Source organism: Roseateles aquatilis, assembly GCF_002205645.1.
GTDB classification, from domain to species: Bacteria; Pseudomonadota; Gammaproteobacteria; order Burkholderiales; family Burkholderiaceae_C; genus Roseateles; species Roseateles aquatilis.
On sequence record NZ_NIOF01000022.1, the window covers coordinates 1 to 15,060 of the forward strand.

Genomic DNA, 15,060 nt, shown 5'->3' on the forward strand with positions numbered 1-15,060 from the left:
CGTTGAACGTGGTGGCCACCGGCCAGTACGACAACAAGAATGCCGGCACCGGCAAGGCGGTCGACGTGCAGTTCGCGCTGCAAGGCGCGGACGCCGGCAACTACCAGTTGGCGCATCAGACGGCCACCAGCACCGGCGCGATCACCCAGCGCGTCATCGACGTGGCCGGGGTCGGCGTGACCACCAAGGTCTACGACGGCACCCGCACCGCGCAGGTGACGACGCAGGGTCCGACCAACGCCATCGCCGGCGACGCGTTGAGCGTGGTGGCCACCGGCCAGTACGACAACAAGAACGCCGGCACCGGCAAGGCGGTCGACGTGCAACTGGCGCTGCAGGGCGCGGACGCCGGCAACTACAAGCTGGCCTCCGGCACGACCCACGCGACCGGCGACATCACGACCCGCACGATCCAGGCCCCGACCGTGGTGGCCGTGGACACCACCTTCAACGGCAACACCGGCGCCACGCTGGTGATCGGCGCGCCGCAGGGCGTGGTGGCCGGCGATCAGGTGGGGGTCACCGGCAGCGGCCGCTACGACACGCCGTTCGTCGGCACCGGCAAGGCGGTCAACGTGCAGCTGGCGCTGCAGGGCGCGGACGCGGGCAACTACCGCCTCGATCCCGCCTCGCTGACCATCAGCGGGACGGTCAAGGCGCAGGCCCAGTTGCCGGCGGTCGACGCGCTGGTCGTCCAGCCGATCGGCGGCAACGGCACGCAAGGCGGAGGCAACGGCTCGCCGAAGGTGAGCGGCGGCGGTGGCATCGGTGGCGGCTCCGGTCCCACCCTGTCCACCGTGGCGGCCGGCCCGTCGGGTAACGCGGGCGGCACCGTCGGCCTGGGCAACACGGGCACGTCGAGCAGCGGCGGCACTGGCGGTACCGGCGGCAACGCGGGTGCCGGCGGCGCCGGCAACACCGGCTCCGGCCAAAGCGGCACCACCGGCAACGGCGGCGCGCTGGGCGGCGTCGGCGGCAATGCCGGCAACACCGCCGGCACGGACGGATCGGCCGGCGCCGGCCTGAATGGCGGCGCCAACGGCAACGCTGGCGGCACGTCGGTGGGCACCGTCGGCGGCGCCGCGGAGGGGGGAGCCGCCGGTTCGAACGGCGCCAATGGATCCAATGGCGCGAACGGCTCGAACGGTGCGACCGGTGGCAATGGCGCCAACGGCGCGGGCGGCAACGCCGGCACCGGTGGCGACGCGGCGGGCCAGGGCGGCAACGCGGTCGCGCTGGCAACTCTGAGCCTGGAGCAGACGCTGCGCGACGGCGGCCAGATCAGCCTGGCGATGGAGGGCGCGCCGCACGAGCAGGCCCGCCAGAGCCAGCTGCCGATCTACGCCGACGTGGCCGGCGCGACGCCCCAGCCGCTGGGCATGTTCCGGGTCGACGACCTGGGCGACAGCCTCGCGCTGAAGCCGTTGCAACAGCCGGTGCCGACGACGGACCGCTCTTCGACCGGTGTGACCCGCCAGGTGCGCGCGGTCGTGGCGCTGGGCGCCGAGCACTCGACGACGCTGGACATCGTCCTGCTGGCCGACGGCACGCTGCGGGTGCAGGCGCCCGACGCGGCGGCCGGCCTGAGCGACGACCTGGTCGCGGCGCTGGCGCTGAGCGCCCTCAAGCAGCAGGCCGGCGTGGCGCCGACCAGCGTGCGCGCGGTGATGCTGCGCCGAGGCGGCTGAGCCGACCCGATCCCCTGACGGGATCGTGAACCGCCGCGGCGTCCCAGGACGCCGCGGCGGTTTCTTTTTGGGGACATCGGCGTCGCCCCATCGCCTCAGGGATCGGCCCGCGCGGCGAAAGCCCCTATGCTCGGCCCCTCCGCCGATTCGGCGACTCCTGCGCATCTCCGCTCCATGTCCGCCCCCACCGGTCCGTCCATTCGTGCCCGCCTCATCCTCGTGCTCGGCCTCGCACTGGCGCTGGTGGCCGCGTCGGCCTGGCTGGGCTGGTGGCAATCGCGGCAGGTGGCGCGCATCGCGCAGTCGCTGTACACGGACCGGCTGGTCCCCGTGGACCTGCTGCGCGACCTGGAGCACACGCTGGGCGCGCACCAGCTCGGCACGCTGCTCATCACGCAGGCGACGCAGCCCGACGCGGTCAAGTTGGACAGCGCCACCGCCCAGCGCATCGTCGAGGCCACCCGCCAGTCCTGGGACCGCTACATCACCACCCGCATGGTGCCGGCCGAGCGTGCCCTGATCGCGCGCACCCAGCCCCAGCTGGAGCAGCTCTGGGCCGCCATGGCCGCCTACTCGCCGCCGTCGCCCGAGGCGCTGCGCGACATCAACCAGCGCCGCCTGGCCGTGATGCGGATGATCGACGAGCTGATGGCATTCCAGCTCCGGCAGGCCAGCATCGACACCGACCGGGCCCAGGAAGCCGCCTCCGACGCCGCGCGGCGGGGCCTGCTGCTGGTGCTGCTGACGGCGGGCCTGTGCAGCATCGTCGTGCGCACCGTCTGGACGCGCTATGACGAAGAGCGCCGCGCGGGCCTGGCCTCGCGCGACCGGCTCCAGCAGCTCTACATCGCGCTGTCCCAGAGCAACCAGCTGATCGTGCGCCGCGAGGCCGACGCGCTGCTCGACCCGGCCGCCGAGCAGCGGCTCTTCGAGGGCATCTGCCGCATCTGCGTGGAGACCGGCCATGCGCGTTTCGCCGCCATCGTGCTGGCCGACGGCGACGAGTTCGAGCGTGTGGCCGAGCACGGCCCCGGCGATCGCCTGATGCCCGGCGCGCCGAAGCGCTGGTCCAAGGAAGCGCCGTTCGCGCGCAGCTCGATGGCCACGCGCGCGATCACCAGCGGCGCGCATCAGCTCAGCAACCGGCCGCTGCAGGACCCGAGCCTGGTCGTGCCCGGGGCGCCGGTGATCCCGCCCGGGGTCGAGGCGATGGCCGCCTTCCCGCTGCGCCGCCGCGGCGAGGTCGTGGGTGCGCTCAGCCTGCTGGCCGGCGAGCCGGACTACTTCGACCCGCAGGTGCTGGGCCTGATGGACGAGCTGGCCGGCGACCTGTCCTTCGCGCTCGATCATCTGCGGCGCGAGCGCGACCAGGCCATCGCGCTGGACGACGCCCTGAGCGCGCTGCAGCGCTACACCGGCGATTCGCAGATCACCACGCCCGCCGCGTTCCGGCCTGCGGGAGAATCGCCCGATGCAACTCCTGAGCGTTAACACCTCCCGCGCCGAGCCGCTGCCCATCGACGGCCGCACCGTGCTGTCCGGCATCCGCAAGAAGCCGGTCGGCGCCGCGGTCGCCGTCCATCCCCTGGGCCTGGCCGGCGACGAGCAGGCCGACCCCAGCGTCCACGGCGGCCTGTCCAAGGCGGTCTACGCCTACCCCGCCGAGCATTACGACTTCTGGCGCACGGTGCGCGCGCAGGCGCAGGTGGGCGGCTGGGACGACTCCCTGCCCTGGGGCGCGATGGGCGAGAACCTGAGCCTGTCCGGCCTGCTCGAGAGCGACGCCTGGATCGGCGACGTGCTGGTCTTCCCCGGCTGCGAACTGGCCGTCAGCGAGCCGCGCTACCCCTGCTTCAAGTTCAACGCGGTGATGGGCTTCAACAAGGCCTCCAAGCTGATGACGCAGAGCGGCTGGTGCGGGTTCTACCTGGCCGTGCGCCAGCCCGGCACGATCGAGGCCGGCCAGTCCTTCACGGTCCGGCCAGGGCCTCGCGAAGTGTCGATCGCGGAGCTGTTCCGGGCGAAGACGCGCAAGGATTGAGCGTCGGTCGCTGGCACGCCGGGCGGGCGTGCCTTTTCGGGTCGGCGTTCCGCGCCGGCATTCCGGGCTTCTGAGGCCCGGATCGTCCGCTCAGTCCGCCAGCGCCGGATAGTCCGTGTAGCCCTCGGCGCCGCCGCCGTAGAAGGTGGCGGAATGCGCCTTCGCGAGCGGCGCGTTGAGCTTCAGGCGGCGCACCAGGTCCGGGTTGGAGATGTAGGCGCGACCGAAGGCCACCGCGTCGGCGCGGCCCGAGGCGACGGCATCGATCGCCATCTCGCGGGTGTAGCCGTTGTTGGCGATGTAGGGGCCCTTGAAGCGCTCGCGCAGCGCGGCGTAGTCGAACGGCGCCACATCGCGCGGGCCGCCGGTGTGGCCTTCGATGACATGCAGGAAGGCCAGTTGCAGCGGCGCCAGTTGCTCCACCACGTAGTTGAAGAGCGCCTGCGCGTCGCTGTCCTGGCCGGCATCGTTCACCGGCGTGACCGGGGACAGGCGCAGGCCGGTGCGATCGGCGCCGATCGCACCGGCGATGGCGCGCATCACTTCCAGCAGCAGGCGGGCGCGGTTCTCGATCGAACCGCCGTACTGGTCGGTGCGGTCGTTGATGCTGTCGCGCAGGAACTGGTCCAGCAGGTAGCCGTTGGCGCCGTGCACCTCGACGGCGTCGAAGCCGGCCTCGCGCGCCGCCCGCGCCGCATGGGCGTAGGCCTGGATCATGGCGGGGATCTCCTCCAGCGTCAGCGCGCGCGGCGCGGACACGTCGACCATGCCGCCCTTGGCGAAGGTCTTGCTGTTGGCCTGCCTGTCGGTCGAGGAGACGGGCCGGCCGCCATTGGGCTGGAACTCCGTGTGGGAGATGCGGCCCACGTGCCACAGCTGCACGGCGATCTTGCCGCCGGCCTCATGCACGGCGTCGGTCACCTGCTTCCAGGCGGCGATCTGCTCGGGCGAGTGGATCCCGGGCGTGTCCAGGTAGCCCTGGCCGTCCGGCGTGATCTGCGTGCCTTCGCTGATCAGCAGGCCGGCGCTGGCGCGCTGGCGGTAGTACTCGACGGCCAGCGGGCCGGGCACCAGGCCGACGGAGCGGTCACGGGTCAGCGGGGCCATCACGATGCGATTCGCCATCGAGACGGCGCCGAGTTGCAGGGGGTCGAACAAGCTGGGCATGGCGGTTGGAGTTCCGGGCGATCACGGGGACCGCGAGTTTCAGGATGCCGCGCAGCTTAGCCAGATGACCGTCCCGCCGCAGCGCGTTGGCGACAGCCCGGACGCCGGCTGGGGCCTTGCCGAGGTGTCATGGGCGCGCCGGGGCGCTTGGCTACACTCGCCCGGTCCGCGCGCCCGCGGCACCACGCCGGTGCGCCTGCCCAGCCACGAACCGCGCAGTCCGTCTGCGGCCCCGCCATGTCCGTTCGTCCGCCTGCCGCATCCGCGCGCGTCCCTGCCGCCGCCGACACGCTCGATTCATCCGACCCCTGCGGTCTCCTCCACCCGTTGTGCTGGACGCCGAGCCGGCGCCTGCTGCTGCGGGGCGCGGCGCTGGTCGGCGCCGCGTCGTGGCTGCCGGCGGCCTTCGCCGCGCCGGGCAAGGTGCTGAAGGTCGGCCGCGACCATCCGGTGAAGACGCTGGCCGCGGCGGCGTCACAGGCGCAGGCCGGCACCACGATCGAGGTGCAGGCCGGGGACTATGCCGGCGACGTGGCCGTCTGGTCCCAGGACGACCTGACCCTGAAGGCGGTCGGCGGCCGGGTCCGCCTGCTGGCCAACGGCGCGCACGCGCAGGGCAAGGGGATCTTCGTGACGACCGGCAAGCGGATGACCATCGAGGGCTTCGACTTCATCGGCGCGCGCGTGCCGGACCGCAACGGCGCCGGCGTGCGGCTGGAGCGCGGCTCGCTGACGCTGCGCGACTGCCGCTTCCAGGACAACGAGAACGGCCTGCTCGCGGCCAACGATCCCGCGATCGAGCTGCGCATCGAGTCCTGCGACTTCGGCGCCATCGCGCCCGGCGAGGGGCGCACGCACAACTGCTATGTCGGCGCGATCGGCAAGCTGTCGGTGATCGGCAGCTGCTTCCATCACGGCGCGACCGGCCATCTGCTGAAGACCCGCGCGGCGGTGAACCACATCTTCTTCAACCGCCTGACCGACGAGACCGGCCGCGCCAGCTTCGAGCTCGAGTTCCCCAACGGCGGCCTGGCGCTGGTGATGGGCAACGTCATCCAGCAGAGCCCGTCGACCGAGAACTACCACCTGATCGCCTACGGCAGCGAGGGGCTCGCGAACCCACGCAACGAGCTGCACCTGATCAACAACACGCTGGTGGACCGACGCCCGGCCGGCGGCGTCTACCTGCGCATGGCGCAGGGCGCGCAGAAGCTGCGGCTGATCAACAACCTGCTGTACGGCAAGCACGAGCTGCCCGCCGGCCCCGACCGCGAGCAGCACCACAACTACTTCGTCGAGCTGGACAGCTTCGTCGACGCGGACCGCTACGACTTCCGGCTGCGCCCGGCATCGCCGCTGCTCGGCCGCGCGGTGGACGCGGGCTCGGTCGACGGCCAGTCGCTGCGACCCACGATGCAGTACCAGCATCCCTGCGCGCTGAAGGAGGTGCCAGCGGGGACGGCGTATTCGCCGGGGGCGTTCCAGGTGTGACGGCTCAGTAGATGGCCTGCTCGCGGGCCAGCGCCATGCGGCGGCCGCGGGTGATGTCGATTCCGTTGTCCCATGCATCCATCGAGGCATCGCGGTCAACGCGTGAATACCGCAACGGCGCGGGGCTCGCGCCGGCGGCCGCGCTACAGTCCTGCCCATGCTCGCTTACCGACACGCTTTCCACGCCGGCAACCACGCCGACGTGATCAAACACCTCGTGCTGTCCGAGGTCCTCCGCTACATGGGGGAGAAGGACAAGGCCTACACCGTGGTGGACACCCATGCCGGCGCCGGCGGTTATGCGCTCGACGGCCGCTACGCGCAGAAGAACGCCGAACACCTCGGCGGCATCGCCGCCCTCTACAACCGCAAGGACCTGCCCGAGCCGCTGCGCCAATACGTCCAGCTGGTGCGCGAGTTCAACCAGGACGGCCCGCTCAAGCAGTACCCCGGCTCCCCCGCCATCGCCTACATGCTGATGCGCGAGGTGGATCGCCTGCGCTGCTACGAGCTGCATCCGACCGATCAGCGCATCCTCGCCAGCTACCTCGACGAGCGGCCCAACACGCAGGTGCTGCTGCAGGACGGCTTCGCGGCGCTCAAGAGCGAGTTGCCGCCGCCGTCGCGCCGCGGCGTGGTGCTGATCGACCCGCCCTACGAGATCAAGGCCGACTACGGCAAGGTGATCGCCACGCTGCGCGAGGCGCTGCAGCGCTTTGCCGACGGCACCATCGCGATCTGGTACCCGCAGCTGCAGACCGTCGAGTCCGCCCAGTTGGTCCAGCGCCTCAAGGCCTCCGCCGAACCGGTCGCCAAGAAGGGCTGGCTGCACGTGCGCCTCACCGTCGCCCAGGCCGACGAGCGCGGCTTCGGCATGATGGGCAGCGGCATGTTCGTCGTGAACCCGCCGTTCGTGCTCCACGACAAGCTGGCCGAATGCCTGCCGACGCTCGTCGACACGCTCGGCCAGTACGACGGCGCCAACTACCTGCTGGAACAGCAGACCGCCTGATCGATCGGCGGGTCCAGGCCCGCCGCCGATCCTGCGACGACGTGCCCCGAGGGGCACGTTTTCACTTCGGCGCGGCGATCAATACCCGACGGTGAAGCGGCGGCGGATGTGCTGCGGGCGCTCCAGCTCGTCAACGATCGCGACGGCCAGGTCGGCGGTCGAGACATGCGCGGGACCATTGGCGTCCATCACCGGCGTGTCCAGGCTGACACGGTAGCTGCCGCGGCGCTCGCCCGGCTCCAGGTGCACGGCGGGCGACAGGAAGGTCCAGTCCAGCGCGCTCTCGTGGCGGATCAGGTTCAGCGCCTCGCGGGCGGCCAGGGCGCCGGCCTTCCATTGCTCGGGGAACTCCGGCGTGTCGACGATCTGCACGCCCGGCGCCGCATACAGGCTGCCGGCGCCGCCGACCATCAGGAATCGCTTCACTCCGGCGCGCTTGACGCCGTCGAAGGTGGCGCGGGTGCCGGCCAGGAATTCATCGTAGAGGTTGGGGACCGACCAGCCCGGGTTATAGGCGCTGACCACCGCGTCGGCGCCCCCGACGGCGGTGGCCACCTGCTCCGCGCTCTTCACGTCGGCCTGACGGACGGTCAGGCCCGGGCGCGCCTGCAGCTTGGACGGGTCGCGCGCCAGCGCGATCACCTCGTGGCCGCGGGCCAGCAATTCCTTCAGCACTTCGCTGCCAACGAATCCGGTAGGGCCGATCAGGGCGACTTTCATGGGCGTTCCTTTCATGGGGTTGGGAAGCGACCGCCGCCAACCTCGATGACGGGGCGTGTCGCGATGGGATGAACTGTAGGAACTTCACAATCGCCGCAGAAGTCCTCAGAATCCGCCTTCATTCTTTAGATCAACTACAGAATCCTCCGATGCTGGACCAATTGCGCCGCATGGCCGTGCTGGCGACGGTCGTCGAACAGGGCAGCCTGGTGGCGGCCGCGCGGCAATTGCAGACGACGACATCCGCCGTCAGCCAGCAACTGCGCGCGCTGGAGCGCGACATGGGCGTGACGCTGCTGCACCGCTCCACCCGCCGCATCGGCCTGACGCCGGCGGGCGAGCGCTTCGTGCAGGGCTGCCAGGCGATGCTGGCCGCGGCACGCGAGGCGCAGGCGCAACTGCACCATCTGCGCGACGCACCCGACGGCGAGCTGCGCATCAGCGCCCCGGTCGGCTCGGCGCGGCAGATCGGGCCGGCGCTGGCGCCGTTGCTGGCGGCGCATCCGGCGCTGAGCCTGCACCTGGAGGTCGACGACGGCTTCACCGACCTGGTCGCGAAACGCATCGACCTGGCGGTGCGCTTCGGCCGGTTGCCCGACAGCAGCTGGGTCGCGCAGCGGATCGGGCACAAGACGATCGGCCTGTACGCGGCGCCGTCCTACCTGGCGCGGCGCGGCGTGCCGGCCTCGATGCCGGACCTGACCCGGCACGACTGGCTGGCGCTGCGCACCGACGCGGGCGGGCCGCGCGGCATGACCCTGCGCGGCCCCGACGGGCGCGAGGAGGTCCTGCGCGTCACCCCGCGCGGGAGCAGCAACAACCAGCTCAGCCTGCAGCAGCTGTGCGAGGCCGGCATGGGCCTGGCGATGCTGAGCCCCGAGGACGTCGACGAGGCGCAGGCGCAGGGCCGCCTGTTGCCGCTGCTGCAGGGCTGGTCCCTGCCGCTGCTGCCGGTGCACGTGATGACGCCGCAGCGCGACGCGCAGCCGGCCAAGGTGCGCCATGCCATCGAGGCGCTGCGGCTCGCCTTCTCGGGCCCCCGCGGCGACGCTCAGGCCTTGCCCGCATAGAGCCGTCGCACGGCACGGCTACATTCGGCGGATGTCCTTGAGTCCTGCCGCGTGGGCCCGCATCGTCCCGTTCGCGCTCTTCATGCTGCTGTTGGCGCTGCGGGGCGCCATTCCCGAGACAAATGCCTGGGGCGTCGATCCGCGCTGGATCTACGGCCTGAACCTGCTTGTCGTCGGCGGCGCGCTGGCCTGGTACTGGCGCGGCTACGGCGAGCTCTCGCGCCAGAACCGGCCGACGCTCCGCGAGGTGGGGCTGAGCGTCATCGCGGGCCTGGTCGTCTTCGGGTTGTGGATCTCGCTGGATGCGCCGTGGATGCGGCTCGGCGAGGCGACGGCGGCCTTCGTCCCGACGACGCCGGACGGCCGCGTGGACTGGCCGCTGATCGCGATCCGATGGATCGGCGCGGCGCTGCTGGTGCCGGTGATGGAAGAGCTCTTCTGGCGCAGCTTCCTGATGCGCTGGATCGCCAGCCCCCAGTTCGAGACCGTCGACCCGCGCCAGGTGGGAGGGCGCGCGGTGATGATCTCGACCTTCGTGTTCATGCTCGCCCACACCCTGTGGCTGGCCGCGATCGTGGCCGGGGCGGCGTATGCGCTGCTCTATCGATGGACGGGGAAGCTGTGGTGCGCCGTGATCGCGCATGCGGTCACGAACGGCGTGCTGGGGATCTGGGTGGTGTATTCCGGGCGGTGGGAGTTCTGGTGACAGAGACCGGGCATCGGGACGCCCGTCAAGGGCGGCGTCGGGCGCCACGCCTGAATGTGTTTCCATGCTCGGCCGACTATCGCGAGACCAACGAAACGTTGCGCATCCTCGCCGTTCGCCACCAGCGTCGCCGACCCATTGACGAGGTGGCAAGGATCGGTGCCGACCCGGGCGCCGAGTGATACTCCGCGCCAAACAGCACCGGGAAGACCTCTTCCGTGACGACAGTCCCGCCATCGCCACCGGATCACGGTGTCGTCCCCACCGCCCTCACCCAGCGAGCCGTCCCATGAGCGAGCCTTCCCACACCAGCCAGTTCGCCCTGCTGGGCCAACGCCGCTTCGCGCCCTTCTTCTGGACGCAGTTTCTCGGTGCCGGCAACGACAACCTGTTCAAGTTCGCCTTCACCGTCCTCGTGACCTACCAGCTCAACGTCAGCTGGCTGCCGGCCGCCCAGGCCGGCCTGGTGATCGGCGCGCTGTTCATCCTGCCGTTCGTGCTGTTCTCGGCGACCAGCGGCCAGTTGGCCGACAAGTACGACAAGGCGCGGCTGATGCGCCTGGTCAAGACGCTGGAGATCGGCATCATGGCGCTGGCCGCCTACGGCTTCCACGTGACGAACGTGCCGGTGCTGCTGGGCTGCGTGTTCCTGATGGGACTGCACTCGACGCTGTTCGGGCCGGTCAAGTACGCCTACCTGCCGCAGCACCTGACCGACCGCGAGATCACCGGCGGCAACGGCATGGTGGAGATGGGCACCTTCGTGGCCATCCTGGTGGGCAACCTGGCCGGCGGCCTGCTGGTGGCCACGCCCATCGTCGGCGCGCAGCACGTGGCGATCGCCTGCGTCGTCGTGGCCGTGCTGGGCCGGCTGACCGCGCAGGCGCTGCCCGCCAGTCCGTCGACCGATCCGGCGCTGGCCATCAACTGGAACCCGGTCACCGAGACCTGGCGCAACCTCAGGCTCGCGCACGAGCAGCTGGCGGTGTTCCGCTCGTTGCTGGGGATCTCGTGGATGTGGTTCTTCGGCGCGGTGTTCCTGGCCAACTTTCCGGCCTTCGCCAAGGAGGTGCTGCACGGCAACGAACAGGTCGCGTCGCTGCTGCTGGTGGTGTTCTCGATCGGCATCGGCATCGGCTCGCTGCTGTGCGAGGTGCTGTCGCGGCGCCATGTCGAAATCGGCCTGGTGCCGCTGGGCGCGATCGGCATGAGCGTGTTCGCGATCGACCTGTACTTCGCCTCGCGCGGGCTGCCGCCGTCGGCCTCGATGGGCGTGGGCAGTTTCCTGGCGCAGCACGCGCACTGGCGGGTGCTGGCCGACCTGGGCCTGCTGGCGCTGTTCGCCGGCCTGTACAGCGTGCCGATGTACGCGCTCATCCAGATGCGCGCGCAGCCCTCGCACCGCGCGCGCATCATCGCGGCCAACAACATCCTGAACGCGCTGTTCATGATCGCCAGCTCCGTCCTGGCCGGCGCGATGCTGGGCGCCGGGCTGACCATCCCCGAGCTGTTCCTGGCCGTCGGCCTGGCCAACGCGGTGGTCGGCCTCTACATCTTCCTGATCGTGCCCGAGTACCTGCTGCGCTTCATCGCCTTCATCGTCTCGCGCCTGATCTACCGCTTCCGCCTGAGCGGCGACGAGCACATCCCCACGCGGGGCGCCGCGGTGCTGGTCTGCAACCATGTGAGCTTCGTCGACGCGGTGCTGCTGATGGCGGCCAGCCCGCGGCCGATCCGCTTCCTGATGGACCACCGCATCTTCCGCATCCCCCTGTTGGGCTGGATGTTCCGGCTGGCCAAGGCGATCCCGATCGCGCCGCAGAAAGAGGACCCGGCCACCTACGAGGCCGCCTTCAAGGCCGCGCAGGCGGTGCTGGACGACGGCGAGCTGGTGTGCATCTTCCCCGAGGGCGGGATCACCCGCGACGGCACGCTGCAGCCGTTCAAGGGCGGCGTCATGAAGCTGCTGGAAGATCGTCCGGACCTGCCGGTGGTGCCGCTGGCGCTGCAGAACCTGTGGGGCTCGTTCTTCTCCCGCGTGGAGCAGGGACAGGCGATGGTGCGGCCGTTCCGGCGCGGGCTGTTCTCACGCGTCGGCCTGGTCGCCGGCACGCCGATCGCGGCGCGCGACGTGTCGCCGGAACTGCTGCGCGAGCGCGTCGCGGCACTGCTCGGCATGGCCGCGCCCGTGACGCCCGGCGCCCCGCTCAAGGCTTGAGGCCCGAAGCCTGAACCCGGGCCCGCGCCTCCTCAGGCCTGCGGTCGGCGCGATCCGCGCCGCAGCATGCGGCGGATGCGCAGCTTGATGGCACGCGCCATGCGCCAGGCGGCGCTGGCGCGAACCCAGGCGAGCAGCCCGTCCTTCCACACGGTCCAGCGCGTGTACAGGCGCGCGAACCAGGGCAGGCTCATCAGCGCCGGCTGCGTCAGCGCGAACAACCGCGCGACGATCGCGGTGCCCAGCACCTTCGCCAGCACGATCACCGCGACCCCCAGTCCGGGCCGACCGCTGCCGATGACCCACAGCGCCAGCAGCTTGACCGGCAGCAGCAGCAAGCCCGGCAGCAGGAACACCACCAGCGCCACGTAGGGCGGCAGGCGCCGCACCGCCGCCTCCAACTGCCTGAACACCGGCAACCGGCCGATAGCCGCCATCGCGCGCTGCAGCGGCTCCCAGCCCCATTCCTCGAAGAGGATCACCAGCGCCAGGATCAGGCGCACGGCCCAGCGCAGCGGGGCGAACAACAGCTTGAGCATGGCCGGGATCATGCCAGGGCCGCCGCGGGGGGACGCATGACAGAATCGCCGGCCCAGGCCGGGATTCCCGCCACTTGCGATTCACCCGGGACCCATTTTTTCGACCCGTTGCAGGCGCGTCTCCGACGCGCTTCCGACGCGTTCCCATCCCGCCGTCGACCCGCTTCCGACCGTTTCAGACCGGCTCCGCCCTCCCCATGCAAGCTCCGATTTCCTCCCTGCGCGCCGCGGCGGTCGGGCACCTGTCCGCCGGCCGCGCGCCGCAGGCGCTGGCCGCCTATCAAGCCCTGCTGGCCAGCGCGCCGGGCGAGCCGGACGACTGGTACAACCTGGCCTTCCTGCAGCGGCAGGCGCGTGAGTTCGCGGCGGCGCTGGCGTCCTACGGTCGCGCGCTCGAACTGGGCGTCGGCTCGCCGGAGGAGGTCCACCTCAATCGCGCCGTCATCCTGGCCGAGGACCTGCGCCGCGCGGACGACGCCATGGCCGAACTGCGCCGGAGCCTGCACCTGGCGCCGGGCTACGTGCCGGCGCTGGTCAACCTGGGCAACCTGCACGAGCAGCGCGGCGAGCGCGACGAGGCGCGGGCCTGCTACGAACGGGTGCTCGCGGTCGAGCCCGGTCAGGCGTTGGCGCTGTCCCGGCTGGTCAACCTGCGCAGCTTCCGCGACGCCGACGATCCGTTGATCCAACGCTTGCGCCAGGCCCTGTCGCAACCGACGCTGCATCCGGTCGATCGCGCCGATCTGGCGCACGCGCTGGGCAAGGCGCTGGACGACGCCAAGGCCTATGACGACGCCTTCGCCGCCTACGTCCACGCCAACCAGGCCAGCCGCGTCAGCTACGGCCGCCAGCCGCTGCGCTACGACCGCGACGGCCATGAACGCCTGGTCGACGCCCTGATCCGCCAATCGCTGCAACCAGCGCCGGTGCCGGCCGGCGCCGACCCGGCGCCCGCGGTCTTCATCTGCGGCATGTTCCGCTCCGGCTCGACGCTGATCGAGCAGATCCTGGGCAGCCACCCCGGCGTCACCGCCGGCGGCGAGATCGACCTGCTGCCCGCGCTGGCCGGACAGCACCTGCTGCCGCTGCTGCGCCAGGCCGACCGGCCGCTGCCCGCGCCGCTCGCGCAGGAGCTGCGCCGCACCTATCGGGACGGCGTCGCGGTGCGCTTCCCCGGCGCGGGCCTGCTCACCGACAAGCGGCCGGACAACTTCCTGTTCATCGGCCTGATCAAGCAACTGTTCCCCGACGCGAAGATCCTGCACACGCGTCGTTCGGTGCTGGACAACTGCCTGTCGGTGTTCTTCCTGCACCTGGGGCCGACGATGCCCTATGCGCTGGATCTGGAGGACATCGCCCACTGGTACCGCCAGTACCGGCGGCTGATGGATCACTGGAAGGCGCTGTTCGGCGACGACATCCACGATGTCGACTACGACGCGCTGGTCGCGGATCCGCGCCCGCAGATCGAGGCCGCCCTGGCCCATTGCGGGCTGCCCTGGGACGAGGCCTGCCTGAACTTTCACGCCAGCAAATCGCTGGTCGCGACGCCCAGCAACTGGCAGGTGCGGCAGCCGCTGTATCAGCGGTCGTCGGGGCGCTGGCGGCACTACGAACGGCACCTCGGCGCGCTGCGCGCGGCGCTCGGCGCGTTCGCCGACGACAGCGCGAACACGTCAGGCTGAAGGCCCGGGCAAGGTCTGCCTCACTCGCCGCGGCTGATGCGGCCGACGCGGCTCCGATCCGGGAGGCGCGGCAAGGCGGACCGCGGCCATGTCCGGCGCTAGGCCTGGCCTTCGCCCACGGGCATGGCGAAGAGGCCCGCGGCGCGCAGCACTTCGAACGCCGCATCCGCCGCCTCGTCGGGCGTCAGGCGGTCCATCCGCACATGCAGCTCGGGGGCCTCGGGCGCTTCATACGGCGAGTCGATGCCGGTGAAGTCCTTGAGCAGGCCGGCGCGCGCGCGGCGGTACATGCCCTTGGGATCGCGCTGCTCGGCGACGGCCAGCGGCACGTCGACGTGGATCTCGAAGAACTCGCCCGGCGCGAGGCGTTCCCGCGCCGCCTGGCGATCGTGGCGGAACGGCGAGATCAACGCCACGATCACGATCAGCCCCGCGTCCGCCATCAGCGCCGCGACCTCGCCCACGCGTCGCATGTTCTCGACCCGGGCTTCGGCGCTGAAGCCCAGATCGCGATTGAGCCCGCCGCGCAGGCGATCGCCGTCCAGCAGGTAGGTGTGCAGCCCGCGCGCATGCAGGCGCTGCTCCAGCCGGTCCGCGAGCGTGGACTTGCCGGCGCCGGACAGGCCCGTCAACCACACCACCGCGCTGCGGTGCCCCTTGAGCGCGCCGCGCGCGTCGCGGTCGACCTGCGTCCGCGGCGCGACCACGTGGGGAGCGGCGGGC

General features: G+C 71.3%; 14 protein-coding genes. 9 read left to right on the top strand and 5 right to left on the bottom strand.

The window, feature by feature from the left end; genetic code table 11:
* The 3 genes from CDN99_RS28835 to CDN99_RS26580 form a co-directional block, all read left to right on the top strand.
* Window positions 1-1,688: YDG domain-containing protein (locus tag CDN99_RS28835; RefSeq protein ID WP_238139725.1), on the top strand; the 1,688-nt coding region annotated here is incomplete at its 5' end.
* Window positions 1,689-1,862: 174 nt separating this feature from the next.
* Window positions 1,863-3,179: a GAF domain-containing protein gene (locus CDN99_RS26575; protein ID WP_158218977.1), complete on the top strand. Its 1,317-nt coding sequence runs from the start codon at window positions 1,863-1,865 to the stop codon at window positions 3,177-3,179.
* Window positions 3,160-3,729 carry an MOSC domain-containing protein gene (locus tag CDN99_RS26580; RefSeq protein WP_088388535.1) on the top strand — a complete coding sequence of 190 codons (570 nt, stop codon included), beginning with the start codon at window positions 3,160-3,162 and terminating at the stop codon, window positions 3,727-3,729. Before CDN99_RS26575 ends, CDN99_RS26580 begins: the two co-directional genes overlap by 20 nt.
* Before the next feature lie 90 nt (window positions 3,730-3,819).
* On the opposite strand, the gene CDN99_RS26585 is transcribed toward CDN99_RS26580, so the two are convergent.
* Window positions 3,820-4,896, bottom strand: a complete 1,077-nt coding sequence (locus tag CDN99_RS26585) for an alkene reductase (RefSeq protein ID WP_088388537.1) — start codon at window positions 4,894-4,896, stop codon at window positions 3,820-3,822.
* A gap of 237 nt (window positions 4,897-5,133) precedes the next feature.
* Here CDN99_RS26585 and CDN99_RS26590 point away from each other — a divergent pair, with 237 nt between their 5' ends.
* Window positions 5,134-6,387, top strand: coding sequence for a right-handed parallel beta-helix repeat-containing protein (locus tag CDN99_RS26590; RefSeq protein ID WP_141101010.1), 1,254 nt, complete (start codon window positions 5,134-5,136; stop codon window positions 6,385-6,387).
* Between the two features lie 4 nt (window positions 6,388-6,391).
* Here the strand turns inward: CDN99_RS26590 and CDN99_RS28875 are convergent, their stop codons facing one another.
* Window positions 6,392-6,601, bottom strand: coding sequence for a hypothetical protein (locus CDN99_RS28875; RefSeq protein ID WP_162296496.1), 210 nt, complete (start codon window positions 6,599-6,601; stop codon window positions 6,392-6,394).
* Between CDN99_RS28875 and CDN99_RS26595 the strand changes: the two genes are divergently transcribed.
* Window positions 6,590-7,399, top strand: coding sequence for a 23S rRNA (adenine(2030)-N(6))-methyltransferase RlmJ (locus tag CDN99_RS26595; RefSeq protein ID WP_310732496.1), 810 nt, complete (start codon window positions 6,590-6,592; stop codon window positions 7,397-7,399). The two genes, CDN99_RS28875 and CDN99_RS26595, sit on opposite strands and share 12 nt — an antisense overlap.
* A gap of 78 nt (window positions 7,400-7,477) precedes the next feature.
* On the opposite strand, the gene CDN99_RS26600 is transcribed toward CDN99_RS26595, so the two are convergent.
* Entirely contained in the window at window positions 7,478-8,119 is a 642-nt protein-coding gene (locus CDN99_RS26600) for an NAD(P)-dependent oxidoreductase (protein WP_088388543.1), read from the bottom strand.
* 149 nt (window positions 8,120-8,268) lie between these two features.
* On the opposite strand from CDN99_RS26600, the gene CDN99_RS26605 reads away from it, so the two are divergent.
* The 3 genes from CDN99_RS26605 to CDN99_RS26615 all read left to right on the top strand — a co-directional run bounded on the left by CDN99_RS26605 (window position 8,269) and on the right by CDN99_RS26615 (window position 12,113).
* Window positions 8,269-9,189 (top strand): LysR family transcriptional regulator, encoded by a 921-nt coding sequence (locus CDN99_RS26605; protein WP_088388545.1) that lies wholly within the window; start codon window positions 8,269-8,271, stop codon window positions 9,187-9,189.
* A gap of 31 nt (window positions 9,190-9,220) precedes the next feature.
* Window positions 9,221-9,895 (top strand): CAAX prenyl protease-related protein, encoded by a 675-nt coding sequence (locus CDN99_RS26610; protein WP_088388547.1) that lies wholly within the window; start codon window positions 9,221-9,223, stop codon window positions 9,893-9,895.
* 289 nt (window positions 9,896-10,184) lie between these two features.
* Window positions 10,185-12,113 carry an MFS transporter gene (locus CDN99_RS26615; RefSeq protein WP_088388549.1) on the top strand — a complete coding sequence of 643 codons (1,929 nt, stop codon included), beginning with the start codon at window positions 10,185-10,187 and terminating at the stop codon, window positions 12,111-12,113.
* A gap of 32 nt (window positions 12,114-12,145) precedes the next feature.
* Here CDN99_RS26615 and CDN99_RS26620 read toward each other — a convergent pair whose 3' ends face one another.
* Complete coding sequence (locus CDN99_RS26620; protein ID WP_088388578.1) at window positions 12,146-12,652, bottom strand: hypothetical protein; 507 nt, start codon at window positions 12,650-12,652, stop codon at window positions 12,146-12,148.
* Between the two features lie 197 nt (window positions 12,653-12,849).
* Here CDN99_RS26620 and CDN99_RS26625 point away from each other — a divergent pair, with 197 nt between their 5' ends.
* Window positions 12,850-14,337 (top strand): tetratricopeptide repeat-containing sulfotransferase family protein, encoded by a 1,488-nt coding sequence (locus CDN99_RS26625; protein ID WP_088388551.1) that lies wholly within the window; start codon window positions 12,850-12,852, stop codon window positions 14,335-14,337.
* A gap of 98 nt (window positions 14,338-14,435) precedes the next feature.
* Here the strand turns inward: CDN99_RS26625 and cysC are convergent, their stop codons facing one another.
* Window positions 14,436-15,044 carry an adenylyl-sulfate kinase gene (cysC, locus tag CDN99_RS26630; RefSeq protein WP_259374734.1) on the bottom strand — a complete coding sequence of 203 codons (609 nt, stop codon included), beginning with the start codon at window positions 15,042-15,044 and terminating at the stop codon, window positions 14,436-14,438.
* Window positions 15,045-15,060: the final 16 nt, after the last annotated feature.

Bases quoted from the DNA above. Each gene is read 5' to 3' on its own strand.
- CDN99_RS26575 (WP_158218977.1), top strand. From the start codon at position 1,863: ATGTCCGCCCCCACCGGTCCGTCCATTCGTGCCCGCCTCATCCTCGTG.
- CDN99_RS26580 (WP_088388535.1), top strand. From the start codon at position 3,160: ATGCAACTCCTGAGCGTTAACACCTCCCGCGCCGAGCCGCTGCCCATC.
- CDN99_RS26585 (WP_088388537.1), bottom strand. From the start codon at position 4,896: ATGCCCAGCTTGTTCGACCCCCTGCAACTCGGCGCCGTCTCGATGGCG.
- CDN99_RS26590 (WP_141101010.1), top strand. From the start codon at position 5,134: ATGTCCGTTCGTCCGCCTGCCGCATCCGCGCGCGTCCCTGCCGCCGCC.
- CDN99_RS26600 (WP_088388543.1), bottom strand. From the start codon at position 8,119: ATGAAAGTCGCCCTGATCGGCCCTACCGGATTCGTTGGCAGCGAAGTG.
- CDN99_RS26605 (WP_088388545.1), top strand. From the start codon at position 8,269: ATGCTGGACCAATTGCGCCGCATGGCCGTGCTGGCGACGGTCGTCGAA.
- CDN99_RS26610 (WP_088388547.1), top strand. From the start codon at position 9,221: ATGTCCTTGAGTCCTGCCGCGTGGGCCCGCATCGTCCCGTTCGCGCTC.
- CDN99_RS26615 (WP_088388549.1), top strand. From the start codon at position 10,185: ATGAGCGAGCCTTCCCACACCAGCCAGTTCGCCCTGCTGGGCCAACGC.
- CDN99_RS26620 (WP_088388578.1), bottom strand. From the start codon at position 12,652: ATGCTCAAGCTGTTGTTCGCCCCGCTGCGCTGGGCCGTGCGCCTGATC.
- CDN99_RS26625 (WP_088388551.1), top strand. From the start codon at position 12,850: ATGCAAGCTCCGATTTCCTCCCTGCGCGCCGCGGCGGTCGGGCACCTG.